The organism is Pseudocitrobacter sp. RIT415 (assembly GCF_003057695.2).
Taxonomy (GTDB): domain Bacteria; phylum Pseudomonadota; class Gammaproteobacteria; order Enterobacterales; family Enterobacteriaceae; genus Pseudocitrobacter; species Pseudocitrobacter faecalis.
Genome location: NZ_QBJC02000001.1, coordinates 113,510 through 138,328 on the forward strand (window position 1 = coordinate 113,510; position 24,819 = coordinate 138,328).

Genomic DNA, 24,819 nt, shown 5'->3' on the forward strand with positions numbered 1-24,819 from the left:
GCGCTATGTTAGCGCCTCTTTTCATCGGTTAAAAGCCTGTTAGCGGGGTTCGAGGCAGTTATCCTCTTTCCAGCCGTAGAGCCACTCCATGCCGCGATAGAACTCGGCCTGGGTTTTGCCTTTCCACAGAAGGTTACGCACGTGACGCTCGACGCCTGCAGCGTGATAAATACGCCCCATTTCACGCGTCGACCAGACAATGCGCGCGGTGCGCGGAATACGCACGGACTCATACAGCGCGAAAGCTTCTGCCGCATCGCCGTCGCATTGCGCCAGCGCTTTGCCGATAGTGACCGCATCCTCCAGCGCCATACACGCTCCCTGCGCCATATACTGCGCCACCGGGTGTGCCGCGTCGCCCACTAAGGTAATGCGATCGTTCCCCCATTTTTCCACCGGCTCACGGTCAGCGGTAGACCAGCGACGCCACGAGGTCGGTTTGTCGAGCATCTGGCGTGGACGCGGGTGAATGCCTTTAAAGTAAGAGAGCACCTCTTCTTTACTGCCGTCCTTCACGCCCCACTCTTCCGTTTCACGGCTGTGGAAGGTGACCACCAGGTTGTACTGTTTGCCGCCACGCAGCGGATAGTGCACCAGGTGACAGTGCGGGCCTGCCCACAACACCGGGGCGTTGATGCGTAAATCATCCGGCATATCGTCGCAGTCAATCACCGCGCGATACACCACATGCCCGGTAACTCGGGGAGTGTCCCCCAGCAGGCTCTGACGCACGACGGATTTCACGCCATCGCAACCAATCAGAACATCGGCCGTCCAGCTATTGCCTTTGTCATCAAACACGGTGACATCATGGTCGGTCTGGCGGATATCCACCACGTGCGTTGAGGTGCGATATTCCACACACGGATGCACCATCGCCGCTTCCCAAACGGTCGCGTGAATATCAACACGGTGAATAACCGCATAGGGGCCACCGAAGTGATCGCGGAACGCCTGCCCGGTTTCGATATGCACCACTTCTTCGCCGTTCACCGCGTCCATCATCGTGATATGGTCGGTAAATACCGCACGCTGGCGGGCAACGTCCCCCACGCCCAGGCTATCCAGTGCCGAAAACGCGTTCGGGCCGAGCTGAATGCCCGCGCCGATTTCACCAATTTCATGCGCTCTTTCCAGCAGCATCACTTTGATGCCCTGACGCGCCAGAGACAACGCGGTCGCCGCGCCGCCAATCCCGCCACCGACAATAATTGCACTTGTCACTTTTGCCATGATAACTCTCCTTATTATGCCGGGATTTTGTCCTGTTGGTTCTCAGGTGCGGCAGCGACGAACGCTGGCAGCGCGGAACAGGCTTCATACACGGCTTTACAGCGGGGATACCCGCTAAGATCGCAACCCATACGTAACGCATTGGCCCACTGCGGCACTAAGCAGCAATCGGCCAGCGTCGGCGTATCGCCCACGCAGAATTGCCCCGACTGGCTGTGGCGCAGCAGTTGCTCCACTGCGCTCAGCCCCTGCTGGACCCAGTGCGCATACCAGCGTTGTTTATCCTCTTCGCTCACCTTCAGTTCATCGGTCAGGTAGCGCAGGACGCGCATGTTATTGATTGGGTGAATATCGCAACTGATGGCGTAGACGATTTCCAGAATCCGCATCCGCGCCGGATCGTTGTCCGGCAGCAGCGGGGTTTGCGGGAAATGCCGGTCCAGCCAGTCAATAATCGCCAGCGACTGTCCCAGTGATTCGCCATCGTCCGTCACCAGCGCGGGCACCAGCCCAACCGGGTTGAGCCTGCGGTACTCCAGCGCGTTTTGCTGGCCGATACGAATATTGACGCCGACGGTGTCATAATCGATTCCCTTGAGCGCCATCGCGATGCGCACCCGATAGGAGGCCGAGCTATTGAAAAAACTGTACAGCTTCATCCGTCACCTCAAACAATCTTCACGGCGATAGGCGTCAAACCATCCACGTTGCCGGTAATCGTGTCGCCTTTCACTACCGCGCCAACGCCTTCCGGCGTGCCGGTGAAAATCAGGTCGCCGGGTTGCAGTTCGAAAAAGCCCGACAGATAACTGATGGTTTCATTTACTGACCAGATAAGATGTTTGATGTCGCTACGCTGGTGATCTTCACCGTTCACCTGCAACCAGATTGGCGCGTTATCGACGCCGGAAACGTCAGCGGCTTTATGCAGCGGCGAAATGGGCGCGGAGTTATCGAACGCTTTACCGATTTCCCACGGACGGCCCATCTGGCGCATCTCCATCTGACGGTCACGGCGCGTCATATCCAGGCCGGTCGCATAGCCCCAGACATATTCATGGGCCTTTTCCAGCGGAATATCACTGCCTTTTTTGCCAATCGCCACCACCAGCTCAATTTCATAGTGATAGTTGTCAGTCTGTGCCGGGTACGCCAGATTGAGCGTTTCGCCTGCGGCAACGGGAACGACGGCATCAGCGGGTTTGCAGAAGAAGAATGGCGGTTCGCGATCCGGATCAAAGCCCATTTCACGGGCATGGGCGGCATAGTTACGCCCTACGCAATAGACGCGGCGTACCGGGAATTGTTCATCGCTACCAACAACCGGGATCGCAACGGGGGCCTGGGGTTCAAATACATACTTGCTCATTATTCTTCTCCTGATTAGTAGCGTGCTTCGCGGAACAGGCCCAGCGCTTCCTGAACGGGGCGGTCCGAGAAACTGAATAACACGGTGTCGTCCTGCGCATCGAACGACACGCTGTGCCAGGTTGGCACGACAAAGACATCTTTTTCTTTAAAGCTGAAGGTCTGATCGCCAATCGTGACCTGCCCACTGCCTTCCACCACGTGATAAATCGTGCTGTCAGTAGTACGCGCCTGGCGGGAGCGGAAGCCCTTCGGCAGCAGTTGCAGGAATGCGCCCATGGATGGCATCGGGTAGCCGCCCGTCACCGGGTTGACATAGCGCATTTTGTAACCGTCCCACTCATCGGCATCGCCCAGACGAGTCAGGTCATGCAACGCTTCGCGGCTGCGGTCATAGCGATAGTTGAAAATCGGTGATGAGTTACCGGTTTGATGGCGCAGCGGCAGCATATTGGCGGCGTAGCGCGGCAGGTAGTCGCCCTCTTTACGGGTAACCGGTTGCTGCTCTTCCGGATAATCCTCGGCAAAACCGCAACCAAGGTAATTCACCAGCGGCAGATCCAAACCATCCAGCCAAATCACCGGCTCATCGCCAGGGTTGCCGTGGTCGTGCCAGCGCCACTGCGGGGTGAGGATAAAGTCGCCCGGGTGCATCTGAGTACGCTCGCCATCGACGGCGGTAAATGCGCCTTTTCCTTCCACGATAAAGCGCAACGCCGACTGGTTATGGCGATGGCTCGGGGCCACTTCACCCGGCATAATTAACTGTAAACCGGCGTACAGCGATGAGGTAATCGACGATTGTCCGCGCAGCGCCGGGTTTTCCAGCACCAGCACGCGGCGCACCGCCTCTTTCGCACCAATCAGGCTGCCACTTTCCAGCAACAGCGGGCGAATTTCCTGATAGCTCCAGTGCGCAGGCGCGCAGGTCGGGTTTGGCGTTTGCGGCACCAGGTGATGCAGCGATTCCCACAGCGGGGTCAGGTTCTGCCCGGAAATGTGCTGGTAGTACTGTTGCCGTTCATTTTTGACGTCCGGATTTAACTGGCTCATTGTTATTCTCCTTATTTATTCACCACACCTGTAGCAGGCAGCGGGTTGGGTACTCTTGTCGTCCGGCGAACAGCCAGGGTAAGCAGCGTCAACATGATGGCGCTGATGGCTGCCGGGACGGCAATCACGTAAAACAGAGTGTCGAAAGAGAAATTCAGCGCCATCATTACCCCCCCGGAAACCGAGCCGACAATGGCACCACAGCGACCAATCGCGTTTGCCCAGCTCACGCCTGTCGCGCGGCTTTGGGTTGGGTAGAGCATGGCGGTTAAGGCATTCAGGCCAACCTGCGAGCCGCTGATCCCAATTCCGGTGCCGAAAATCGCCAGCGCCATCAGCCAGAGGCCGTTTTCACTGAGGCCAATCATCACGATGCACACCGCGCCCAGCGCGTAGCTCACTGCCAGCACCCGGAAGGGATTGAATTTATCCATTAATACGCCGAGCAGAATCGCGCCCATTGTGCCGCCAATCTGGAACGCCGCCGTCACCCATGACGCGTGTTGCAGGTCGATGCCACGATGGTTAAGCAGCGTCGGCATCCAGCTTGAGAGCAAATAGATAATCAGCAGGCTCATAAAGAACACCACCCACAGCATCAGTGTGATAGCGAGCTGGCGTCCGGCGAAAAGCTGGCCGATGCTGCCTTTGTTTACCGACGTCGGTTCATCGAGCCAGAAGATGGTGTCGTCATGGCGCGCCTGGGTCATCTCACTGACCAGCCGCGCGATGTGCGCCTGAGGTCGCTGACGGCGCACCATCCAGCGGGGAGATTCCGGCAGCGCAACCAGTAAGTAGAAGAACAGGATCATTGGCAGCACGCCACCGAGTACCAGAATACCCGCCCAGCCGATCATGCCAACCAGCTGCGCGCTAACAATCCCGCCAAAGGCGGAGCCGAGCGTGAAGCCGCAGAACATCAGGGTCACCAGCGCGCCGCGTCGACGAGCTGGCAGGTATTCGGAGGTCATGGTGATGGTATTGGGCATTGCGCCGCCTAAGCCCAGCCCGGTTAAGAAGCGCAAGATAACCAGCGTTTCCAGATCCGGTGAAAAAGCGGAGAGCAGGCTGAGGATGCCGAAAAACGCCACGCACCATTCAATGACGCGTTTGCGGCCAAAGCGATCGGAAAGTGGCCCGCAAAGCAGTGCTCCGGCGGTAAGACCGAGCAGGCCAGCACCAAATAGTGGGGCCAGTTCTGCTGCCGTTAGTTGCCAGTGTGCGCGGATATCGGGGGCGATAAAGCCAATCGCTGCCGTGTCAAAACCATCCATCATCACCACCAGAAAACAGCAGATAATGACACGCCACTGGAGCGCGCCGATGGGGGCAGCATCAATCAGAGCTTGTAGTTCACGTCGTTGAGTCATGGTAAATGCCTCAGGTGTGTAGGGTATACACGGCATCCTTCAAGCTGCCTCTGCGTTGGCTGCGCTCGTTCACCCCAGTCACGTACTTATGTACGCTCCCGGGGATTCACTCCCTTGCCGTCTTGATGCAGCTTGAATGCTTTGTGTATAGATGTTGTGTTTGTTGTTTGTATGTAGCAAGTTTGTGGTAATTGAAATGAGTTGTACAATGGCTTTCCATGCAGCGTCATAACCTGGAGGTTATTGCTAATGGCAAACTGGACGCAGAAACTGAAGCTTCATCACCTGCAAATGCTGGTCGCGCTGGGCGAACAGTGCAATCTGACGCAGGTGGCCAAAATGATGCACATCACCCAACCTGCCCTTTCCAAGTGGCTGACACAGTTCGAAGAAGAGGTCGGGATCACACTTTTCGAGCGCCATAGCAAAGGATTACGTCCCTCGGAAGGGGGAAAGCTGCTGCTTGCGCACGCGCAACGGTTAATCAACGATCTCGAACGTTCGCAGTTTGAGATGGAACGGTTTAAGCAGGGTGGCCTGGTCGGTAGCCTGAAAATCGGCTGCTCGCCGGTCGCGACCGATTGCGTCTCGCAGGCGATTTTCCCGCTCCTCAAAGAGATGCCTTCCCTGCATCTGAACATTGAAGAAAAAGTAATGACGCCGTTGCTGCATGATTTGCAGTCTGGCGTAGTGGATGTGGTGGTCGGGCGAATTGGTGGGCGAGCACTGGAACTGCCGTTAAATTACCAGGTGTTATATACGGAACCCGTTTGTTTTGTTGCCCGCACCGATCATCCTCTCGCCGCTTACGACCGTCTAAGCTGGAAGGATCTGGAGCCCTGGCGCTGGATAGTCTGGCCGACCGGCACGCCCATCCGCCAGAGTATTGATAACGCCCTCGTAGATAACGGCGTGATGCTGCCGGAAAACACCATCGAATCCGCCTCAATGAACGTCAGCGTCAACCTGCTGCAAAGCAGCGAGATGATTTCTATTCTTTCTTTACGACTGGCTGAACGTTACGCCCAACAGGGGCAACTCACTATTCTCGCGCTGCCCAAAATTGAGCAAAAAGGCAGCGTCGGCGTATTCTGGAGAAAAAACGATCAGCCCTCGCAGGCGCTGAGTCGTTTTCTTTATCATTTATCGCATCCGCTTCTGTCAGATGCCTGATGTTCCGCTTGTCTATGTCAGGTATGCTCACAATTCATGATGTGATCAGTAGCACATTTCTGGCTTTAATTGTATGATGAATGCGTTCCATCAAGGGTAACCAACATGAGCAAATCGCTGACTATTATCTGGCAATACCTGCGTGCTTTCGTCCTGATATACGCCTGTTTATACGCGGGAATTTTTATCGCCTCGCTGCTACCGATCACCATCCCCGGCAGTATTATCGGGATGTTGATCATGTTCGTTTTACTGGCACTGCAAATTCTGCCGTCGAAGTGGGTTTTGCCGGGCTGCTACATTCTTATCCGCTACATGGCGCTGCTGTTCGTGCCCATCGGCGTGGGCGTGATGCAATATTACGACCTGCTGAGCGCCCAGTTCGGCCCTATCGTCGTCTCCTGCGCGGTCAGTACGCTCGTCGTTTTCCTGGTGGTGAGCTGGAGTTCGCACATTATTCATGGCGAACGCAAAGTGGTTGGTCAAAAAGGAACTGACGAATGATGCATTATATCTGGTGGTCGTTGCCGCTGACGCTGGCGGTCTTTTTTGCCGCACGCTGGCTGGCTGCACGGGTAAAATTCCCGCTACTGAACCCGCTGCTAGTGGCGATGGTGGTGATCATTCCCATCTTGCTGCTGACCGGCACGCCTTACGATCACTATTTCCAGGGCAGCAAAGTCCTGAACGATTTGCTGCAACCGGCGGTCGTGGCCCTTGCCTTCCCGCTGTATGAACAGCTGCACCAAATCCGCGCGCGCTGGAAATCGATTATCACTATTTGCTTTTTCGGCAGCGTGGTCGCGATGATTACCGGTACCTCGGTGGCGCTGTTAATGGGCGCATCGCCTGAAATTGCCGCCTCTATTTTACCGAAGTCGGTCACGACGCCGATTGCAATGGCGGTTGGCGGCAGCATTGGCGGCATTCCAGCGATTAGCGCTGTCTGCGTGATTTTCGTCGGGATCCTGGGCGCAGTATTTGGCCATACCCTGCTGAACCTGATGCGCATTAATACCAAAGCCGCGCGTGGCCTGGCGATGGGGACGGCTTCGCACGCCCTCGGTACTGCCCGTTGTGCAGAAGTCGATTATCAGGAAGGCGCGTTCAGTTCGCTGGCGCTGGTGCTGTGCGGGATTATTACCTCGCTCGTCGCCCCGTTCCTGTTCCCGATTATTCTCTCTGTGGTCGGCTAAAAATGCGACAAGTCACACATTTTGTAAAACGATTGCATATGTTGCATAAATAATGAGATTTAGATCACTCATTTAAGCGTGATCGGCACGTACACTGTTTACCCTTACACTGTTACGAGGCAACGACATGCACCCACGTTTTCAATCTGCTTTTTCGCAACTGCCTGCGGACCTGCAAACAGCCATCGCCCCTGTGCTGGCTGATGCACACTTCTCCGCAATGCTGAGCGCCGGGCAGGTCTCATCGCTGCGTAGCGCGACAGGACTGGACGAAGACGCGTTGGCCTTCGCGCTCCTGCCGCTGGCTGCCGCCTGCGCGCGCGCCGATCTTTCCCACTTCAACGTTGGCGCCATTGCGCGCGGCGTCAGTGGGAACTGGTATTTCGGCGGCAATATGGAATTTCTGGGCGCGACCATGCAACAAACCGTCCATGCCGAGCAAAGCGCCATCAGCCACGCCTGGCTGCGCGGTGAAAAAGCCCTTGCGGCGATCACCGTTAACTACACCCCTTGCGGTCACTGCCGTCAGTTTATGAATGAACTGAACAGCGGGCTGGCGCTGCGCATCAACCTGCCGGGCCGTGCGCCGCATACGCTGAAGGATTATTTGCCGGACGCGTTTGGGCCAAAAGATCTCGATATTAAAACGCTGTTGATGGATGAGCAGGATCACGGTTACGCACTGGAAGGCGATGCGTTAACTCAGGCTGCGATTAAAGCCGCGAACAAAAGTCATACGCCTTACAGCAAGTCACCCTCCGGCGTGGCGCTGGAACTGGCCGACGGCACCATTTTCAGCGGTAGCTACGCCGAAAACGCCGCTTTCAACCCGACACTGCCCCCATTGCAGGGTGCGCTGAATCTGTTAAGCCTGCATGGCTATGATTATCCTGCCATTACCCGCGCGATGCTTGCTGAACGCGCCGATGCGCCGCTCATCCAGTGGGATGCGACGGTGGCGACGCTCAAAGCGTTAGGCTGCCAGAACATCGACCGCGTCCTTCTCGGTTAATCATTCAGTGCGGGCGAAAGCCCGCAACTGGCGAATTTCCCTGCAATTAACGCGCTGTTTCTTGCTCTTAAGCGGCGGGTACAGTAGCCTGAAGACTCCTTTTCACCATCATTGAGCCTTTTATGTTGAAGCGCGTGTTTTACAGCCTGTTAGTCCTGCTCGGCCTGCTGCTGTTGACCGTGTTAGGTCTTGATCGGTGGATGAGCTGGAAAACCGCGCCGTATATCTATGACGATCTGCAGGATCTCCCATACCGCCAGGTCGGTGTGGTATTAGGCACCGCTAAGTATTATCGCAAAGGCGTCATTAATCAGTATTACCGTTATCGTATTCAGGGCGCGCTTAATGCTTATAACAGCGGCAAGGTGAATTATCTGCTGCTGAGCGGCGATAACGCGCTGCAAAGCTATAACGAGCCGATGACCATGCGCAAAGATTTCATTGCCGCTGGCGTCGACCCGGCGGATATCGTGCTCGACTACGCCGGTTTCCGTACGCTTGATTCCATCGTTCGCACACGTAAAGTCTTCGATACCAACGATTTTATTATCATCACCCAACGCTTCCACTGCGAACGCGCGCTGTTTATCGCGCTGCATATGGGGATTCAGGCCCAGTGCTACGCTGTGCCTTCGCCGAAGGATATGTGGAACGTTCGCCTGCGTGAATTCGGTGCGCGATTTGGTGCGCTGGCCGATCTCTACGTCTTTAAACGTGAACCGCGATTTTTAGGCCCGCTCATTCCGATTCCGACACAGCATGAAGTGCCGGAAGATGCCCAGGGTTACCCGGCAGTGACGCCGGAGCAGTTGCTGAAATTGCAGAAACCGTAATGTGTAAAATATTACGCATTACGTAACACCGGAACAGATTATGACAATGCCTGCGAATAATAAAATCAATAATTCGATAGCAACGGTCAATAAAGTATTCAGGCCTTTTGGCTTACAAATGGTTTAATGCCCACAACACCCAGTCGGCTGATTAATTTGCTCGGTACGGTAAAAAAATAACGACATCATGACAGGCCGCGTGTACATCATAAACAATAAAGCCCGAAGCCAGACAGCTTCGGGCTTTTTGTTATCCGTGACTTATTTCTTACGCGCGTATTTCAGTGAATCCAGCGCTACGGCGAAGATAATAATTGCCCCTTTAATAATGTACTGCCAGTACGGGTTAACACCGATATAGGTCAGACCATAGTTGATAACCGTAAAGATAATCACACCAGTGACCACACCAAGCACCGTACCCACGCCGCCACTGAAGGAAACCCCACCCACAACACAGGCTGCAATAGCATCCAGCTCATACATAAAGCCAAGGTTGTTGGTCGCAGAACCAATTCGCCCCGCTTCCAGTAGACCGCCGAAAGCGTAGAACACACCGGACAGCGCATAGATAACCAGCAGGTTTACCGCCACGTTCACGCCGGAAACTTTCGCCGCTTCCGGGTTACCGCCGATGGCGAAAATGTTTTTACCGAAGCGGGTTTTGTTCCACAGCACCCAGACAAACGCTACCGCAATCAACGCATAGAACGTAATGTAGGAGAGACGGAAACTGCCGAGCGCAATAAAGCCCTGCGCAAAAGTGGAGAAGCCGCTATCAAAACCAGAAATCGGCGAGGCGCCCACAAAGTCGTAATACAGGGAGTTGATCCCGTACACAATAATCATGGTACCCAGGGTGGTAATAAACGGCGTCACGTTCAGATAAGCAATAATAATGCCGTTGATCAGGCCGATGATCGCACCAATCGCGCAGACAATCAGGATGACCAGCGCAATCGGCATAGTCGCCATTTCCGGGAACACCTTGTTGGCGTTATCCACGGATTGCAGCAGCGTCGCGGCAATCACCGCTGCCAGCCCTACCTGGCGACCAGCAGACAGGTCAGTACCCTGGGTGACAATCAACCCCGCCACCCCAAGCGCGATGATAATACGTACAGAAGACTGGGTCAGGATGTTACTTAAGTTCAGCAAACTTAAAAACGTCGGGTCCTGAAAAATAATAATCGCCAGCAGAACTAAAAGAACGACGTAAATACCGCCTTCTTTCAGATAAGTGAGAAAGCTTTTTTTATTTAACGCACTCATGTCGAGCCCCTGATCTTAAAGGTGCAATGACGCAAGACGGAGAATTTCGTTTTGCGTTGTTGTTTTTGTGTCTACAATTCCGGCAACCAGACCGTTGCTCATTACCAGAATGCGATCGGTAATGCCCAGCAGTTCCGGCATTTCGGATGAGATAATAATGATCCCTTTATCTTTCTTGGCCAGCTCAGCAATCAGCTGATATATTTCAAATTTCGCACCGACGTCAATCCCACGTGTCGGTTCATCGAGCATTAAAATTTCAGGCTGGGTTAACAGCCAGCGGCCAATAATGACCTTTTGCTGGTTTCCGCCGGAGAGTGAACCAATTTGCGTATGGTGGCCCGGCGTTTTCACGCGCATGGAATCGATAACCCATTGGGTATCGCTCTTCATGCGGGAATTATCGAGTAGGCCGACTTTGTTCTTATAATTTTTAATATTGGAGATCAGCGAATTAAAGCCGATATCCAGATAAGCGTAAATACCGGTTGAGCGCCGCTCTTCAGTCACCAGTGCGAAGCCGTTATTGATGGCTTCATTGGCATTGTGGTTATTAATTTTTTTACCGTGCAGGGTTATGGTACCGGACGATTTTTCACGCACGCCAAACAGCGTTTCGACGATGTCGGTACGTTTTGCCCCCACCAGCCCGGCAATACCCAGGATTTCACCTTTACGCAGCTGGAACGATACATCACGGATAGACGGTTGACGCAGCGAGGTCAGATTCTGCACGTCCAGAATAACCTCACCCGGCGTATTGGAACGATCCGGGAAGCGCTGATTCAGCGAGCGGCCCACCATCATGGCGATAATCTTATCCATATCCAGCCCTTCCAACGGCTGGGTGGCGATCCACTGACCATCACGCAGAACGGTGATTTCATCACATAACTGGAAGATCTCTTCCATTTTGTGAGAGATATACACGATGCCGCAACCGCGATCTTTGAGCTTGCGAATAATCGTAAACAGGTGATTGACTTCTTTCTCGGTCAGAGACGATGTCGGCTCATCCATAATGACGATTTTAGCGTTATAAGAAAACGCTTTGGCGATTTCAATCATCTGCATTTGTGAAACGGATAGCGTGCCAACACGCGCGCGCGGGTCGATATCGATATCCAGTTCATCAAAAATCGCTTTGGTGTCGCGATACATTTTTTCCTGATCGACAAACACGCCTTTGGCCGGGTAACGCCCCAGCCACATGTTATCCATCACGGAGCGTTGCAGTACCAGGTTCAGTTCCTGGTGCACCATCGAAATACCATTTTCCAGCGCTTCTTTTGCCGAATGGAAATCGATCTCTTTGCCCTGAAAAATAATGCTACCGGAATCTTTTTGATAGATCCCAAACAGGCATTTTAATAACGTCGATTTTCCGGCGCCATTCTCCCCCATCAGTGCATGGATTGAATGCGGGCGAACCTTTAAATTAACATTATCGAGTGCCTTAACGCCTGGAAACGACTTGTTGATATGGCTCATTTCCAACAAGAATTCGCCCGACGACTCTCTATTATCGCTGACCATAGTTTTACCTGGCTGCTGGTTTTTAATGGCTATTTACGCGAAATAGCCATGGTCTTAATCGTCAATAAAGGGCGCACTCACGCGCGCCCAAAGAATATAAAATTACTTGTTGGTAAATTCGCTGAGGTTTTCTTTATCGACGCCGACATACGGCACGCGAACCACTTTATTTTCAATTTTCCAGTTCGTGCCTTCCGCCGCGGCTTTACCATCCGCCAGGTTTTTCGCCAGATCGAATGTGGCTTTCGCCTGGTTGTTAGCATCGTTCAGAACCGTACCGGCCATTGCGCCGGATTTTACCAGCGCCAGTGCTTCTGGCAGGGCATCAACGCCGAAGACCGGAATGCTGCTCTTGTTGTGCGCTTTCAGTGCTTCAACCGCACCCATTGCCATCGCATCGTTGTTGGCGATAACCACTTCGATTTTGTTAGCGTTCGGGCCAGAAAGCCACGCGTCCATTTTGTCTTTCGCCTGTGCGGTATCCCACATGGCGGTATCTAACTGCAGCTGCTGGGTTTTCAGCCCTTTGTCGTTCAGCTCTTTAATCACGTAGGTGGTACGCGCTTCCGCATCCGGGTGTCCCGGTTCGCCTTTCAGCAGCACGAATTGAACCTGACCATCTTTGTTCAGATCCCAGTTCGGGTTAGCCGCCCAGTGTTTGGCAATCAAATCACCCTGAATGATACCGGACTCTTTCGAATCGGTGCCCACGTAATAAGCTTTGTCGTAGCTGTCCAGCGCCTTACGGGAAGGTTCTTTGTTAAAGAAAACGATAGGCACATTCTGGCCACGCGCTTTCTCAATGACCGTGCCTGCCGCCGCCGGGTCAACCAGGTTGATCGCCAGCGCTTTAACGCCCTTCGCCAGCAGGACGTCAATCTGGTCGTTCTGCTTGGACTGGTCGTTCTGGGAGTCGTTCATCAGTAGCTGTACATCCGGCGCTGCTTTGCCGTCTTTTTCGATAGCTTTGCGGACCACGGACATAAAGTTATCGTCATACTTATAGATCGTCACACCAATGCGGGTATCAGCAGCGTGCGCCGCGGCACCGAATAACATGCTTGCCATCACAGCAGACAGGGTTAACACCTTCTTATTCATGGTATCTCCGGTTTTATTATGCAGGGTAGTTCGTATGGAAAAAGTCGGCGGGCAGTGTTAAAGAAACGTTACTGCACGACGAAATTCATTCTTAAGTAAAATTACTCTTCCGTGGTCGATAACGCTCCAGAGTGCGCTTTATTGCTTGCTTTTGGCTTGACTGCCATACAAAAAGTGATTAATCACCGTGATGTCATATTCGGCCTTTACAAACGCTGACATCATAGTCAGCGCAATGTTAATATACTGTGAAATCACTCACAGATTGAAAACGGTTACATCGGGTCATGAAATCAGTTAGTGACGGGCAGCACAGATTGCCGCTGAGCCACCGAATGACGGCGCACCAGTGTCGGCATAAAACAATGCGTTGCCGACGCATCCAGTTTCCCTGCCGCCCCCAGTAAAGCCAGTTCGGTCGCCAGTTTTGCCATGGAAACAATCGGGTAGCGAATGGTGGTGAGTTGTGGATCGGTGTAACGCGCCAGCGGAATATCATCAAAACCGATGATTGAAACCTGCTGTGGCACCGCAACGCCGTTGTCTTTTAGCGCCGTGAGCGCGCCCGCAGCCATATTATCGTTATAGGAAAACACCGCCGTCAGGCCTGGATTGCGTCCCAGCAGTTCAACCATTGCGGCTTCTCCACCCTGCATATCCGGCGATCCGGTTCCGATCCAGCTGTCAGGCGCCGTGATACCCTGCTCGCGTAATGCCCGTTGCCAGCCTTCACGGCGTAAGTCTTCATCTTCAATCTGATGACTGGAGGCAAGATAACCAATGCGCTGGTGACCGTGATTCAACAATGTGCGCGTAGCCATGACCGCGCCACTGACGTTGTCCAGCCCCACGCATCGATGTGCATACCCCGGTACGATGCGGTTAATCAGCACCATTCCCGGAATATGATCCATAAAATCGCCCAGTTCGCGATCGCTGAGGGCTTTTGAGTGCACGATAAGCGCGCTGCATCGCTGGCGGATCAACACCTCAATGGCGTTACGCTCTTTTTCCGCTTCATGGTAGCTGTTGCCGATAAGTACATATTTTTGCTGTAACTGGGCAATGGTATCGACGGCTTTTACCAGCGCGCCAAAAAAGGGATCGGAGACGTCCATCACTACCACGCCGATGGTATCGCTCGCCTGCGTCGCCAGCGCCTGTGCATTGGCGTTAGGTCGATAGCCCAGCGCCGCCACCGCTTTCATTACCGTTTCGCGCGTTTCGGGGCTAACCAGCGCGCTGTTATTCAGCACGCGAGAAACCGTTGCCACCGATACGCCCGCCTGACGCGCCACGTCACGAATGGTGATCATCGCCACCGCCCTGCTGTGCATTGCTGCCATTCATAGCCAAACCCTCTTTCTGGGAAGAGCGCTATTCTGGCAATGAATGCACCAGCGCTACGTGAAGAAGGTCACACGGCTGGAAACGGTTACATCCGTTTTGTTAATGATTGTGATCCAGATCGTTATCTGAATGTTTTGCGTAAGGAAACACCAGAAGCGCGTGCGGTGAGCTGTCGCCAGAGCCATTCGAGCGGCCCCTGACGGAAATAACGCAGCCACAGCAGCGAGAAGACAATGTTAACCAGCCAGACCGGCACGACAAATGCCAGCAACGTCAGGCGGTCAAATTTCATAAAGAGATCAAACCGATAGAACAGCGTGGTGCAGATAAGCGTTTGCAGTATGTAGTTTGAGAGCGCCATCCGTCCCACGCAGGCGATAGCCATCGCCAGCCGGGAATGGCAGATTTGCGGCCAGAATCCCCACGCCAGCGCCGCGTAGCCCAGCGTTTGCAGCGGCGCGCTCAGTTCGCGTGGTGCCTGAAGCAGAAAAGCACACCAGCGATAATCCCAGCCCAACTGCCACTGCGCGATAATCGCCGGCAGGTTGATCAACATGCCAATAGCAATCAGCGATGCGCCGGTTCGCCGGTAATGCCGCAGGCTAAACTGCCCTTTCAGCCAGCCGCTGCGCATCAGCGCCGCCCCCATCAGCATCATCCCCGCCAGTTGCCAGCCATACTGCGCGCCAAGCGCCAGCAGGTTTGCAGACAGCATATCCACCCGATTGCTGATGGCTTCTCTGCCGCCGGTCACCTTCCAGAAGTGTTCATAAAGCAGCGTGGAGGCATCCGGCACCCAGGAGCGACTCTGCCCCGAGTCGGCAATCAGCCCCAGCAGCACCAGTAAGCCGACGCCCACCAGGTATAGCATCGCCCCGGTTTTAAACAGTGATTTCACATCGCGCGCGTCGCGGATTAAACGCCAGCTAATTAATCCCACCAGCGCATAGGCCAGCAGAATATCGCCGTCCCAGAGGAGTAAACCGTGAATAAAGCCGAGTAAAGCAAGCAGCGTTAAGCGTGACTGGATCCAGCGTTTGCCGCGAGGCAGAAGCAGTTGCAGACCTGCACCAAATAGTAGCGCAAACAGCGTGAGGAATTTGACCTGCGCGAAGAGGTCGAGCACCGCCCAGGTCCAGGCATCGCGTGAGGTGATATCGCCATACCAGGCGGGGTTAAGATAGGCGGCTTTGGGCAAGCCAAAGCCGTTAATATTCAGCAGCAGGATACCGAGGATAGCCACGCCCCGCACAAAATCCAGGGTGACATTTCGTTCCATGTATCCTGCCCCGCTTAGTTGTGGTGGCGCACGGCGCGCAAGAATTCCTGACGGGTATTCTGGCTGGATTTAAACAGGCCGCCGAGCGAGGTCGTGGTCGTCGCGCTGGTGGCATCACGAATGCCGCGCGCTTTCACGCAATAATGCACCGCATCAATGGAAACCGCCACGTTGTTGGTTCCCAGCAGGGTTTGCAGCGCGGTGAGAATTTGCTGCGTGAGACGTTCCTGCACCTGCGGGCGCTGAGCGAAGAACTGCACGATACGGTTGATTTTGGACAACCCAATCACCGACTCTTTCGGGATGTACGCCACCGTCGCTTTACCATCGATGGTCACAAAATGGTGTTCACAGGTGCTGGTGAGGGTGATGTCGCGCACGGTCACCATCTCATCAACCTTCATTTTGTTTTCAATGACGGTGATTTTCGGGAAATTGGCGTAATCGAGGCCAGAGAAAATCTCATCAACATACATTTTGGCGATGCGATGCGGGGTTTCCATCAAACTGTCATCACTCAGATCGAGATTCAACAACTGCATAATCTCGGTCATATGCCCTGAAATCAGACGCTTACGGGTTTCATTATCCATTTCGCGCACCGGTGGGCGCAGCGGCGTTTCCAGCCCACGAGCAACCAATGCTTCATGAACCAGTGCAGCTTCTTTACTCAGTGATGACATCTTTTTTTTCTCCAGCAGGTGGGGCACTCCGCCCTTCATGGGGCAAAGTTTGCACTTATTGTGCGTGAGGCCGCGCACATAATCCAGTATTCGTAACGATAATTATTGCAATTGCTGCTGCCTTGCATGCTCTGGTCGCCATACCAGTACGCCGCCAATAAACAGCGCCAGCGCCGCGACGCCAAGCGCAGGGTCCAGGCGATGCGTAAGCCAGGTCGATAACGCCGAGGTCATTGGGCCAACCAATTGACCGACTGCATAGCCAGTAGTCAGCAATCCGGCCATATAGCGTGAGTGACGCGGCGCCAGCTCCCGCCCATATAACAGCGAAAGCTGCACCGCGCAAAGGAAACCGCCGCCCACCAGCGCAGCACCCAAAGCTAACCCCGGCAAACCAGGCACCAACCACGCGAACAGCACACCAATCCCCTGCAACCACAGAACCACCGCCAGACGGTGATGGCTTTTACCCAGGTGACGCATCGCAATACTCAGAGCGATACCGATTACCGACGCAACGCCAAATATCGGCCAGACAAACTGGGCGAACAGGCTACCGGGAAAGCGCTGCGAGGCCATTTGTGAGAGAAAGGTCGCGGGCAAAATATAGCCGAATCCCGCCAGGCTGTAACTCCAGACCAGACGTTTGAGGTCGGCGGTTAAATGTAGCGGTTCGGGCGTTGTGCCTGACGGATGCAGCGCGCCGGGATGCGGCAACCAGCGCGCCACCAGAATAATCAGCAGTAACGCCAGCAGGCCATAAAGCAGCCAGCCCTGCGACGCGGTCAGCGACTGAGAGTGGATCCACACCGCCAGCAGGCCGCTCAGTGCAATTCCCGCGCCTGGCCCCGCGAAAACCGCGGCACTCAACCCAACATGGCCTGACTGCGCAAGACGCTCGTTGGTCCAGGCGGCGGTGAGCACCAGCGCCCAACCGCTCATGCAGCCCAGAATCAGGCGCAGTATACCGTGCAGCCAGGCATTATCGGCCCACGCGGAAAGCAGCGTGAACACCACCGCCCCGGCAATGCCCAGATACAAGCGCGTTTCAACGTGACGCTGCGCGCGCATCGCATCCCACGCGCCAATCAGATAGCCCAGATAGTTCATCGCCGCCACCAGCCCGGCGCTGGTCAGCGTCAGCTGGTTGTCAGCCATCATTAATGGCACCTGGGGGGTAAAGGCAAAGCGCCCTATCCCCATGATCACCACCAGCACCGTAAAGCCGCTGAATGCGATGCGTAAGGCCATATCGCCTCAATTGTTAACAATAAGTTATATGTATGATGCGATATATCAAGTCGATGCGGAAGTGAAAGTTACTCAACGGCGATGAATTATCTGTATGATGATCCCAGTATTTCTGTTTTTGAATATAAGGAGCCTTGCATGGAATTGCTTGAAGAACATCGTTGTTTTGAAGGCTGGCAACAACGCTGGCGGCACGACTCCACTACGTTGAACTGCGTTATGACGTTCAGCATCTTTTTACCGCCTCCCCGCGGGACAACGCCACCGCCGGTACTTTACTGGCTATCCGGCTTGACCTGTACGGACGAGAACTTCACCACGAAAGCGAACGCACAGCGCGTTGCCGCTGAGTTGGGCATAGTGCTGGTGATGCCCGATACCAGCCCGCGCGGCGCGGATGTCGCTAATGATGATGGCTATGATCTGGGCCAGGGCGCGGGTTTTTATCTGAACGCCACGCAGCAGCCGTGGGCGGCACATTTCCGAATGTATGACTATATTCGCGATGAGCTGCCAGCCCTGATTCAGGATAAGTTCAATGTCAGCGATCGCTGTGCTATCAGCGGTCACTCAATGGGCGGCCACGGCGCACTGCTGCTGGCGCTGAAGAATCCGGATAAATATGTGAGCGCATCGGCGTTTGCCCCTATTGTGAACCCAGCCACTGTGCCGTGGGGTAAGAAAGCGTTTACAGCGTATCTGGGTGAGGATCAATCCGCCTGGGCGCAGTGGGACAGTTGCGCGTTGTTGCATGGGAGCCATGCTGATGCGGCGATTCCGATGCTTATCGATCAGGGTGACAACGATCAGTTCCTGGCCGATCAACTGCAGCCTGCGGTATTCGCGGAGATCGCGCGGCAAAAAGACTGGCCGCTGACGCTGCGCATTCAGCCGGGTTACGATCACAGTTATTTCTTTATTGCGTCGTTTATTGAGGATCATCTGCGCTTCCATGCGCAGTATTTGTTGACGTAAGCGTGGGTTGCCGGATGCGCTGGCGCTTATCCGGCCTACGAACGCATGCGATCCTGGGATTGCCTGATGCGCATGAACTCGTAGGTCGGATAAGGCGTAGCCGCATCCGACACTACCGCTACCGCACCATCAGAAGCGGTAATCCACCGCCATAAAGTAGCGACGACCATCTTCGTTATAGCTGTAGTCATCACGACTCAGGTCTTTATCCCCCAGGTTGAGCACACCGGCACGCAGCTTAACGTTTTGCGTGGCCTGCCATGCGCCGCCCAGATCCCAGGTCGTGTAGCCGCCCGGCGTTTTCGACGTTGCGCTCACCGCACGCTGTTCGCCGTTGTAACGCGCCGCCAGGTAGAACGACCAGTCCTGTACCGGCGTCCAGTCTACGCGACCGTTAGCCGTATGGAACGGCAGCTCCTTCAACGGCTTATTCCCGCCATTACTGAGATCGCGACCATCGTTGTAGGTGTAGTTCAGCGTCACTTTCCACTGCTCACCAAACGGCACTTTCAGCTCGGTTTCTACACCCTGAATTCGTGCTTTATTCACGTTGTAATACGCGAAAATTGGCTTGCCGCTGGAATCAAAACCAACGAAGTTAGAATAGCCTGGCGCTGTGCTGACATCAGAAGTACGCGCAATGTTGATCATATCTTCCACATCGTTGCGGAAGGTGGTCACGCTACCCTGCACGCCTTCCAGCCAGCCCTCTTCCCCCTGGTAGTAGAGACCCATTTCCCAGCTTTCGCTGGTTTCGGGTTTCAGATCAGGGCTGCCGACGATACGGCAGCCGCCGCGGCAGGAGTTAGTCGTCCAGTCGGGGCTCAATTGCAGCAACGATGGCGCTTTAAAGGCCGTTGCCCAGCCGCCTTTCACCGTAATGGTATCCGTCGCGCTATACACGAGGTAAGCACGCGGGCTCCAGTGGTCGCCATAGGTTTCGTGATCGTCCATACGAATACCGGTGGTCAGCGCCAGTGGTTCAAAAATACGCCATTCATCTTCAATAAACAGCGCGTACTGACTGGCAGAGGTCTTGCTGCTGGTGCCGCCAGTGAGGTTAACCGGATCTTTCAGCTTGTCGTGTCGCCATTCGCCGCCGAACGTGATCAACTGGTTGATAGCGCCTACCGGCAGCACATATTTACCGTCGATGGTGTTGCTTTCTGAGGTGATTGGGCTGCTGTTGCCAGGATTCTTGTTATCGACTTTTTCGCCGTAGAACTTCAGCTCGCTGTTACCGACATCCCAACGACCGTTATGAGTCAGGGAATAGTTTTGACGCTCAAGACGGTTCTTATCCAGCGAGTCTGAATTTCTGTCCTGACGGTCAAAACCGTAACCGGCGGTGATGTCCTGATTCTCCGTGGGTGTCCAGGCAAATTCGACGTTGGCATCGCGGCTGGTGAAACCTTCGATACGCGGCGTTTCACCGGTGGAGCTGGTAGTGGACGATTCCTGCTTATCTTTCTCACGTTTGGAGAGGCTACCAAAGGCTTTCACTCCCAGTACGCCATCCACTAATGGGCCGCTGGTAAAGAACTGGCCATTGTAAGTATCGCCACGATCGCGGTTTTCCTGAATGGTGGTGTCAGCCGTGATGCTGCCCGTCCACTTCTGACCAATCTTTTTGGTGATGATGTTGACCACGCCGCCCAGCGCATCGGAACCGTAAAGTGAGGACATGGGCCCGCGCACCACTTCGATACGCTCGATGGAGTCTGCCGGGATCCAGTTCAGGTCAAAATCGTTATGACGGAAAACGGCGTTGCGCGAATTCACGCGTTTACCATCGATGAGAATCAGAGTGTAGCTGCTGTCGAGGCCGCGAATACTCACGCCCTGGCGGTTATCGCCTTCATTGGTGAGCTGTACACCCGGCACTTCCTTGAGGATATCTTTCAGGTTTTGCACCGGCTTGCGTTGCAGATCTTCCTGAGTGATCACGCTGATACTGGCGGGGGCATCTTTGACGCTCTGCTCGGTTGCAGCAGCGGTGACGACCATTTGTTCGCCTTCAGTGGCGGCGGTAACCGGCAGCGCCAGTGACAAAGCGGACACGCAGAGCCCGCCCCGGACGAAGGGGTTTAACCTGAACATTCCAAATCTCCATGAGGTGAATACGTAATTATTTCAAAAGGGTATTGCTCACACTGACTGCTTCACGCTGCTGACCTTCAGCGCTTATTTTTTTATGCAGATGTGGCTGTCGCCTCTTGTCGGTCACGATTTACCGTAAGAGAGGGAGTGGCTTCATCCAGTATTAACGCGGAGATGATAAAGAGAATGATAACAATTATCAATTTAGTTATTTAAAGTTATGTCAATATGTAATCGTTTAATTCTATCAATAGGGGAATAATCTTAGGCGGTGTGTAATTTTGGGTAAAAAAAAGCCCTCTTTGCGTGAAGAGGGCTTCTCAGACTGAGCGCTAATTATTTCTTAAAGCGCTCCGGGAAGTGCATTTCGCTGTAGCGAACGAAGCGTGTTCCACGACTCAGCTTGTAACCAAACCAGATAATCAGGAACAGCGGAATACCGATATAAGTCGCGGCAACAGCCCCCCAGTCGATGGTATCGGCCAGGAACGCTTCATAGTTCTGGCCCAGGGTGATAATCAGACACAGGACGAACGCGAAGATCGGCCCCAGCGGGAAGAACCCGGAACGGTACGGCAGATTGTTAATATCATTGCCCTGCATCACGTAACCACGACGGAAGCGATAGTGACTGATGGCTATCCCCAGCCAGGCGATGAAGCCTGTCATCCCGGAGGTGTTCAGCAGCCACAGGTAAACGGTCTGGTTGCCAAACATAGAGGTCAGGAAGCACAGGCCCGCAATCACCGTAGTTGCATACAGCGCGTTACGCGGCACACCGCCTTTTGACAACTTCGAGAAGATACGCGGTGCTTTACCGTCGCACGCCAGGGTATAAAGCATACGCGTGGATGCGTACATCCCGGAGTTACCCGCCGACAGTACCGCCGTCAGGATAACGGCATTCATCACCGCGGCCGCTGAGAGCAGACCCGCATGCTGGAAGACCAGGGTGAACGGGCTGACGCTGATGTCTTTAACATCATTACGCAGCAGGCTCGGATCGGTATACGGAATAATCAGGCTGATAATCAGAATGGCGAACACATAGAACAGCAGGATTCGCCAGAACACCTGACGCACCGCACGTGGAATGTTTTTCTCTGGATCTTCAGATTCCCCCGCCGCGATACCAATCAGCTCGGTGCCCTGGAAGGAGAAACCGACAATCATCGCCACGCCAATCATCGCCGACAAGCCACCGGCAAACGGCGCATCGCCGGTTGTCCAGTTGCTCCAGCCCACAGGCTGTGCGCCTTTGAAGATGCCAATAATCATCATTACACCCACAACGATGAAGATGATGACGGTGGCGACTTTAATTAGCGAGAACCAGTATTCTGCTTCGCCGAAGCCTTTAACAGAGATGTAGTTAAGCAGGAAAATGACGCACAGGAACACGGCGCTCCAGATCCAGCCCGGCGTATCCGGGAACCACCAGCTCATCACCAGTTGTGCGGCGACCAGGTCAACGGCGATTGTCACCGCCCAGTTGTACCAGTAGTTCCAGCCCAGCGCGAAGCCGAAGCCCTCTTCAACATAGTTCTGACCATAAGTGGCGAACGAACCGGAAACCGGCATGTATGCCGCCAGTTCGCCCAGACTGGTCATCAGGAAGTACACCATCAGGCCAATCAGAATATAGGAGAATAACGCCCCGCCGGGGCCTGCTGCGGAAATGGTTGCGCCTGATGCGACAAAAAGGCCTGTACCGATTGAACCGCCAATGGCGATCATCGTCAGGTGACGCGCCTTGAGTTCGCGACGGAGCGCGGGCGCTTGTGTGGTTTTCGTTTCGGAACCCATGTGAAAATACTGTCCATCCAAAAATTGAGGCGCGATTGTAGCAGACGAGAAGCGCATCATCTGGCAGAAATGCGCAGTTATAAGAGACCTTCATGATTAGCGGCCAATTATAAGTAAAGCAGTACATGCTGTGGCTGGCGAGTTTCTCGCCAGCTGGCGACCTCTATGAGATGGTGCAGTATGAGAGAAAACGCTGTAACGCATTAGACAGATGTTTCTGCCGATGATGAATGCGCCACAGCGTGCGGTTCAGGCCCGGTAACGGCACCGTCACCTCAACCAGTTTTCCGCTTTCCAGCTGTTCGGCAATCACCCGACGGGACAGACAACTGATGCCGAGCCCGTGGCGCACCGCATGTTTGATGGCTTCTGAGTTGCCAAGCTCCATCCCCAGGCGGAACTGCGGCAAATGCGAAAGCAGCAGATAATCGACGATTTCGCGGGTACCGGAGCCTTTCTCACGCAATATCCACGGCTGCGCCGACAAACGCGCGAGGGTCACCTCCCCTTCCAGCAATGGCGAATCCGGTGCGGCAAACACCACCAGTTCATCCTCCAGCCAGGGCTCCGCCACGATATCTGCTGAATGACACGGCCCCTCAATAAAACCGATATCCACGCGAAAATCCGCCACGGCATTAATGGCATCCTGGCTGTTGCCGACGCTAAGCTCAATCGGCAAATCAGGAAAATCCCGGCGATAGCGACCAATCATTTCCGGCAGGAGATAGTTACCGATAGTGCTACTGGCGTAGACGCGGATGGCACCGTTATCTTCCCGGAACAGTTGCTCAATTTCAGTTGCTTGTTCCAGCAGCGCCAGCGCGCGCGGATAAAGCAGACGTCCGTGCTCATTCACCACCAGCCGTTTACCGACGCGGTCAAAAAGCTGCACGCCCAGTTGCCCTTCGAGATCGGTTAACGCCGCGCTGACCGCAGACTGTGACAGCGCCAGCATCTGCGAGGCCTGGGTGGTGGAACCGCTTTTAAGTACTTCCGCGAACACTTCAAGCTGTCGCAGCGTGATATGCATATCTTTCCTGCCCGTTAAATCGGTGCTTACCAGTTATTACGATTAATTATAAATATATAATCAATTTTATCTTTAAACCAGCACGGCGTAATCTTTTGCCCAGACAAAGGAGAAGGTTATGGCAGAAATCACATTACGCGAACCTCATCGTACTGTAAGACACTATCTCCCCGGGCTGGCGCTTAGCGCGGTGATCACCGGGGCGGCACTGTGGGCCGGGGGGATTCCCGCTATTTCAGGCGCAGGCTTCAGTGCATTAACGCTGGCTATCCTGCTGGGGATGGTCATCGGTAACACGGTTTACCCTAAAATCTGGCAGTCCTGCGACGGCGGCGTCCTGTTTGCCAAACAGCACCTGCTGCGGCTCGGTATCATTCTTTATGGCTTCCGCCTGACGTTTTCGCAAATTGCTGAAGTGGGCGTCAGCGGGATTGCCACCGATGCCCTCACGCTGACCAGCACCTTTTTACTGGCCTGTTGGTTGGGGCAAAAGGTATTTGGTTTGGATAAACAAACCAGCTGGCTGATTGGTGCGGGTAGCAGTATCTGTGGCGCGGCAGCCGTACTGGCGACGGAACCGGTGGTAAAAGCAGAAGCGAGTAAAGTGACCGTAGCAGTCGCGACCGTGGTTATCTTCGGTACGCTGGCTATTTTCCTTTACCCGGCGATGTACCCACTGCTGGCGCACTGGTTCACCCCGGAAACCTACGGCATCTATATTGGTTCAACCATGCACGAAGTGGCGCAGGTGGTTGCTGCGGGTCATGCGATTAACCCGGATGCGGAAAACGCGGCGGTGATATCGAAAATGCTGCGTGTGATGATGCTGGCTCCGTTCCTGCTCATTCTGGCAGCGCGAGTGAAGCAGCTTGCTCCGGCGGGCAGCGGTCAGAAAAGTAAAATCACTATCCCCTGGTTTGCGGTGCTGTTCATTGTGGTCGCGATTTTCAACTCCTTCCACCTGTTGCCGAAAGCCGTAGTGGATATGCTGGTGACGCTGGATACAGTACTGCTGGCAATGGCGATGGCGGCGCTGGGCTTAACCACCCACGTGAGCGCGTTGAAAAAAGCCGGTGCAAAACCGATGCTGATGGCGCTGGTGCTGTTCATCTGGTTAATCGTCGGCGGTGGCGCTATCAACCTTGCGGTTCACGCCCTGATGGCATAATCCATCACGACTTCTCCCTGTTAACCC

22 protein-coding genes are annotated in these 24,819 nt (G+C 54.4%); 7 read left to right on the forward strand and 15 right to left on the reverse strand.

Features of this window, described 5'->3' with window-relative positions:
* Positions 1-39: 39 nt before the first annotated feature.
* Genes DBY68_RS00505 through DBY68_RS00525 form a run of 5 tightly spaced genes read right to left on the reverse strand, consistent with a single transcriptional unit; the run spans position 40 to position 5,024 of the window.
* Positions 40-1,233: a 3-hydroxybenzoate 6-monooxygenase gene (locus DBY68_RS00505; protein WP_108473673.1), complete on the reverse strand. Its 1,194-nt coding sequence runs from the start codon at positions 1,231-1,233 to the stop codon at positions 40-42.
* A 14-nt stretch (positions 1,234-1,247) separates the two neighbouring features.
* A complete protein-coding gene (gene maiA / locus DBY68_RS00510; RefSeq protein ID WP_108473672.1) occupies positions 1,248-1,892 on the reverse strand; it encodes a maleylacetoacetate isomerase in 645 nt (214 codons plus the stop codon).
* An 8-nt stretch (positions 1,893-1,900) separates the two neighbouring features.
* A complete protein-coding gene (locus DBY68_RS00515) occupies positions 1,901-2,602 on the reverse strand; it encodes a fumarylacetoacetate hydrolase family protein (protein ID WP_108473671.1) in 702 nt (233 codons plus the stop codon).
* 14 nt (positions 2,603-2,616) lie between these two features.
* Positions 2,617-3,654, reverse strand: a complete 1,038-nt coding sequence (gtdA, locus tag DBY68_RS00520) for a gentisate 1,2-dioxygenase (protein ID WP_108473670.1) — start codon at positions 3,652-3,654, stop codon at positions 2,617-2,619.
* An 11-nt stretch (positions 3,655-3,665) separates the two neighbouring features.
* Positions 3,666-5,024, reverse strand: coding sequence for an aromatic acid/H+ symport family MFS transporter (locus tag DBY68_RS00525; protein ID WP_108473669.1), 1,359 nt, complete (start codon positions 5,022-5,024; stop codon positions 3,666-3,668).
* Positions 5,025-5,273: 249 nt separating this feature from the next.
* Between DBY68_RS00525 and DBY68_RS00530 the strand changes: the two genes are divergently transcribed.
* The 5 genes from DBY68_RS00530 (at position 5,274) to sanA (ending at position 9,238) form a co-directional block, all read left to right on the forward strand.
* Positions 5,274-6,197 (forward strand): LysR substrate-binding domain-containing protein, encoded by a 924-nt coding sequence (locus tag DBY68_RS00530; protein ID WP_108473668.1) that lies wholly within the window; start codon positions 5,274-5,276, stop codon positions 6,195-6,197.
* A gap of 105 nt (positions 6,198-6,302) precedes the next feature.
* Positions 6,303-6,701: a CidA/LrgA family protein gene (locus DBY68_RS00535; RefSeq protein WP_108473667.1), complete on the forward strand. Its 399-nt coding sequence runs from the start codon at positions 6,303-6,305 to the stop codon at positions 6,699-6,701.
* Positions 6,698-7,393: a CidB/LrgB family autolysis modulator gene (locus tag DBY68_RS00540; protein ID WP_108473666.1), complete on the forward strand. Its 696-nt coding sequence runs from the start codon at positions 6,698-6,700 to the stop codon at positions 7,391-7,393. Before DBY68_RS00535 ends, DBY68_RS00540 begins: the two co-directional genes overlap by 4 nt.
* Before the next feature lie 127 nt (positions 7,394-7,520).
* On the forward strand, positions 7,521-8,405 hold the full coding sequence (gene cdd, locus DBY68_RS00545) for a cytidine deaminase (RefSeq protein WP_108473665.1): 885 nt from the start codon (positions 7,521-7,523) through the stop codon (positions 8,403-8,405).
* Positions 8,406-8,527: 122 nt separating this feature from the next.
* Positions 8,528-9,238, forward strand: a complete 711-nt coding sequence (gene sanA, locus DBY68_RS00550; RefSeq protein ID WP_015963741.1) for an outer membrane permeability protein SanA — start codon at positions 8,528-8,530, stop codon at positions 9,236-9,238.
* Between the two features lie 261 nt (positions 9,239-9,499).
* Here the strand turns inward: sanA and mglC are convergent, their stop codons facing one another.
* From mglC to DBY68_RS00585, 7 genes are all read right to left on the reverse strand, one after another.
* Positions 9,500-10,510, reverse strand: coding sequence for a galactose/methyl galactoside ABC transporter permease MglC (gene mglC / locus DBY68_RS00555; protein WP_015963738.1), 1,011 nt, complete (start codon positions 10,508-10,510; stop codon positions 9,500-9,502).
* A 15-nt stretch (positions 10,511-10,525) separates the two neighbouring features.
* Complete coding sequence (mglA, locus tag DBY68_RS00560) at positions 10,526-12,046, reverse strand: galactose/methyl galactoside ABC transporter ATP-binding protein MglA (RefSeq protein ID WP_108473664.1); 1,521 nt, start codon at positions 12,044-12,046, stop codon at positions 10,526-10,528.
* Between the two features lie 102 nt (positions 12,047-12,148).
* Positions 12,149-13,147, reverse strand: coding sequence for a galactose/glucose ABC transporter substrate-binding protein MglB (gene mglB / locus DBY68_RS00565; protein ID WP_108473663.1), 999 nt, complete (start codon positions 13,145-13,147; stop codon positions 12,149-12,151).
* A gap of 293 nt (positions 13,148-13,440) precedes the next feature.
* Entirely contained in the window at positions 13,441-14,463 is a 1,023-nt protein-coding gene (gene galS, locus DBY68_RS00570; RefSeq protein WP_108473662.1) for an HTH-type transcriptional regulator GalS, read from the reverse strand.
* A gap of 155 nt (positions 14,464-14,618) precedes the next feature.
* A complete protein-coding gene (gene yeiB / locus DBY68_RS00575; RefSeq protein WP_108473661.1) occupies positions 14,619-15,776 on the reverse strand; it encodes a DUF418 domain-containing protein YeiB in 1,158 nt (385 codons plus the stop codon).
* 14 nt (positions 15,777-15,790) lie between these two features.
* On the reverse strand, positions 15,791-16,459 hold the full coding sequence (folE, locus tag DBY68_RS00580) for a GTP cyclohydrolase I FolE (RefSeq protein WP_041686408.1): 669 nt from the start codon (positions 16,457-16,459) through the stop codon (positions 15,791-15,793).
* A 102-nt stretch (positions 16,460-16,561) separates the two neighbouring features.
* The gene (locus tag DBY68_RS00585) at positions 16,562-17,710 is read right to left on the reverse strand and encodes a YbfB/YjiJ family MFS transporter (protein ID WP_108473660.1); all 1,149 of its coding nucleotides are present in this window, start codon (positions 17,708-17,710) and stop codon (positions 16,562-16,564) included.
* A 138-nt stretch (positions 17,711-17,848) separates the two neighbouring features.
* Between DBY68_RS00585 and fghA the strand changes: the two genes are divergently transcribed.
* Positions 17,849-18,685, forward strand: coding sequence for an S-formylglutathione hydrolase (fghA, locus tag DBY68_RS00590; RefSeq protein WP_108473659.1), 837 nt, complete (start codon positions 17,849-17,851; stop codon positions 18,683-18,685).
* Between the two features lie 129 nt (positions 18,686-18,814).
* Here fghA and cirA read toward each other — a convergent pair whose 3' ends face one another.
* The 3 genes from cirA to yieE all read right to left on the reverse strand — a co-directional run bounded on the left by cirA (position 18,815) and on the right by yieE (position 23,624).
* Complete coding sequence (gene cirA, locus DBY68_RS00595) at positions 18,815-20,785, reverse strand: catecholate siderophore receptor CirA (RefSeq protein ID WP_108473658.1); 1,971 nt, start codon at positions 20,783-20,785, stop codon at positions 18,815-18,817.
* 336 nt (positions 20,786-21,121) lie between these two features.
* Positions 21,122-22,591 carry an amino acid permease gene (locus DBY68_RS00600; RefSeq protein WP_108473657.1) on the reverse strand — a complete coding sequence of 490 codons (1,470 nt, stop codon included), beginning with the start codon at positions 22,589-22,591 and terminating at the stop codon, positions 21,122-21,124.
* Between the two features lie 163 nt (positions 22,592-22,754).
* On the reverse strand, positions 22,755-23,624 hold the full coding sequence (gene yieE / locus DBY68_RS00605) for a DNA-binding transcriptional regulator YeiE (RefSeq protein ID WP_015963728.1): 870 nt from the start codon (positions 23,622-23,624) through the stop codon (positions 22,755-22,757).
* 118 nt (positions 23,625-23,742) lie between these two features.
* Here yieE and DBY68_RS00610 point away from each other — a divergent pair, with 118 nt between their 5' ends.
* Entirely contained in the window at positions 23,743-24,792 is a 1,050-nt protein-coding gene (locus DBY68_RS00610) for a YeiH family protein (protein ID WP_108473656.1), read from the forward strand.
* Positions 24,793-24,819 lie beyond the last annotated feature (27 nt).

Coding starts and splice junctions, on each gene's coding strand:
- sanA (WP_015963741.1), top strand. CDS start 8,528: ATGTTGAAGCGCGTGTTTTACAGCCTGTTAGTCCTGCTCGGCCTGCTG.
- mglC (WP_015963738.1), bottom strand. CDS start 10,510: ATGAGTGCGTTAAATAAAAAAAGCTTTCTCACTTATCTGAAAGAAGGC.
- DBY68_RS00585 (WP_108473660.1), bottom strand. CDS start 17,710: ATGGCCTTACGCATCGCATTCAGCGGCTTTACGGTGCTGGTGGTGATC.
- DBY68_RS00600 (WP_108473657.1), bottom strand. CDS start 22,591: ATGGGTTCCGAAACGAAAACCACACAAGCGCCCGCGCTCCGTCGCGAA.
- fghA (WP_108473659.1), top strand. CDS start 17,849: ATGGAATTGCTTGAAGAACATCGTTGTTTTGAAGGCTGGCAACAACGC.
- gtdA (WP_108473670.1), bottom strand. CDS start 3,654: ATGAGCCAGTTAAATCCGGACGTCAAAAATGAACGGCAACAGTACTAC.
- galS (WP_108473662.1), bottom strand. CDS start 14,463: ATGATCACCATTCGTGACGTGGCGCGTCAGGCGGGCGTATCGGTGGCA.
- mglA (WP_108473664.1), bottom strand. CDS start 12,046: ATGGTCAGCGATAATAGAGAGTCGTCGGGCGAATTCTTGTTGGAAATG.
- mglB (WP_108473663.1), bottom strand. CDS start 13,147: ATGAATAAGAAGGTGTTAACCCTGTCTGCTGTGATGGCAAGCATGTTA.
- maiA (WP_108473672.1), bottom strand. CDS start 1,892: ATGAAGCTGTACAGTTTTTTCAATAGCTCGGCCTCCTATCGGGTGCGC.
- yeiB (WP_108473661.1), bottom strand. CDS start 15,776: ATGGAACGAAATGTCACCCTGGATTTTGTGCGGGGCGTGGCTATCCTC.
- DBY68_RS00530 (WP_108473668.1), top strand. CDS start 5,274: ATGGCAAACTGGACGCAGAAACTGAAGCTTCATCACCTGCAAATGCTG.
- cirA (WP_108473658.1), bottom strand. CDS start 20,785: ATGTTCAGGTTAAACCCCTTCGTCCGGGGCGGGCTCTGCGTGTCCGCT.
- folE (WP_041686408.1), bottom strand. CDS start 16,459: ATGTCATCACTGAGTAAAGAAGCTGCACTGGTTCATGAAGCATTGGTT.
- DBY68_RS00535 (WP_108473667.1), top strand. CDS start 6,303: ATGAGCAAATCGCTGACTATTATCTGGCAATACCTGCGTGCTTTCGTC.
- DBY68_RS00540 (WP_108473666.1), top strand. CDS start 6,698: ATGATGCATTATATCTGGTGGTCGTTGCCGCTGACGCTGGCGGTCTTT.
- DBY68_RS00525 (WP_108473669.1), bottom strand. CDS start 5,024: ATGACTCAACGACGTGAACTACAAGCTCTGATTGATGCTGCCCCCATC.
- cdd (WP_108473665.1), top strand. CDS start 7,521: ATGCACCCACGTTTTCAATCTGCTTTTTCGCAACTGCCTGCGGACCTG.
- DBY68_RS00505 (WP_108473673.1), bottom strand. CDS start 1,233: ATGGCAAAAGTGACAAGTGCAATTATTGTCGGTGGCGGGATTGGCGGC.
- DBY68_RS00610 (WP_108473656.1), top strand. CDS start 23,743: ATGGCAGAAATCACATTACGCGAACCTCATCGTACTGTAAGACACTAT.
- DBY68_RS00515 (WP_108473671.1), bottom strand. CDS start 2,602: ATGAGCAAGTATGTATTTGAACCCCAGGCCCCCGTTGCGATCCCGGTT.
- yieE (WP_015963728.1), bottom strand. CDS start 23,624: ATGCATATCACGCTGCGACAGCTTGAAGTGTTCGCGGAAGTACTTAAA.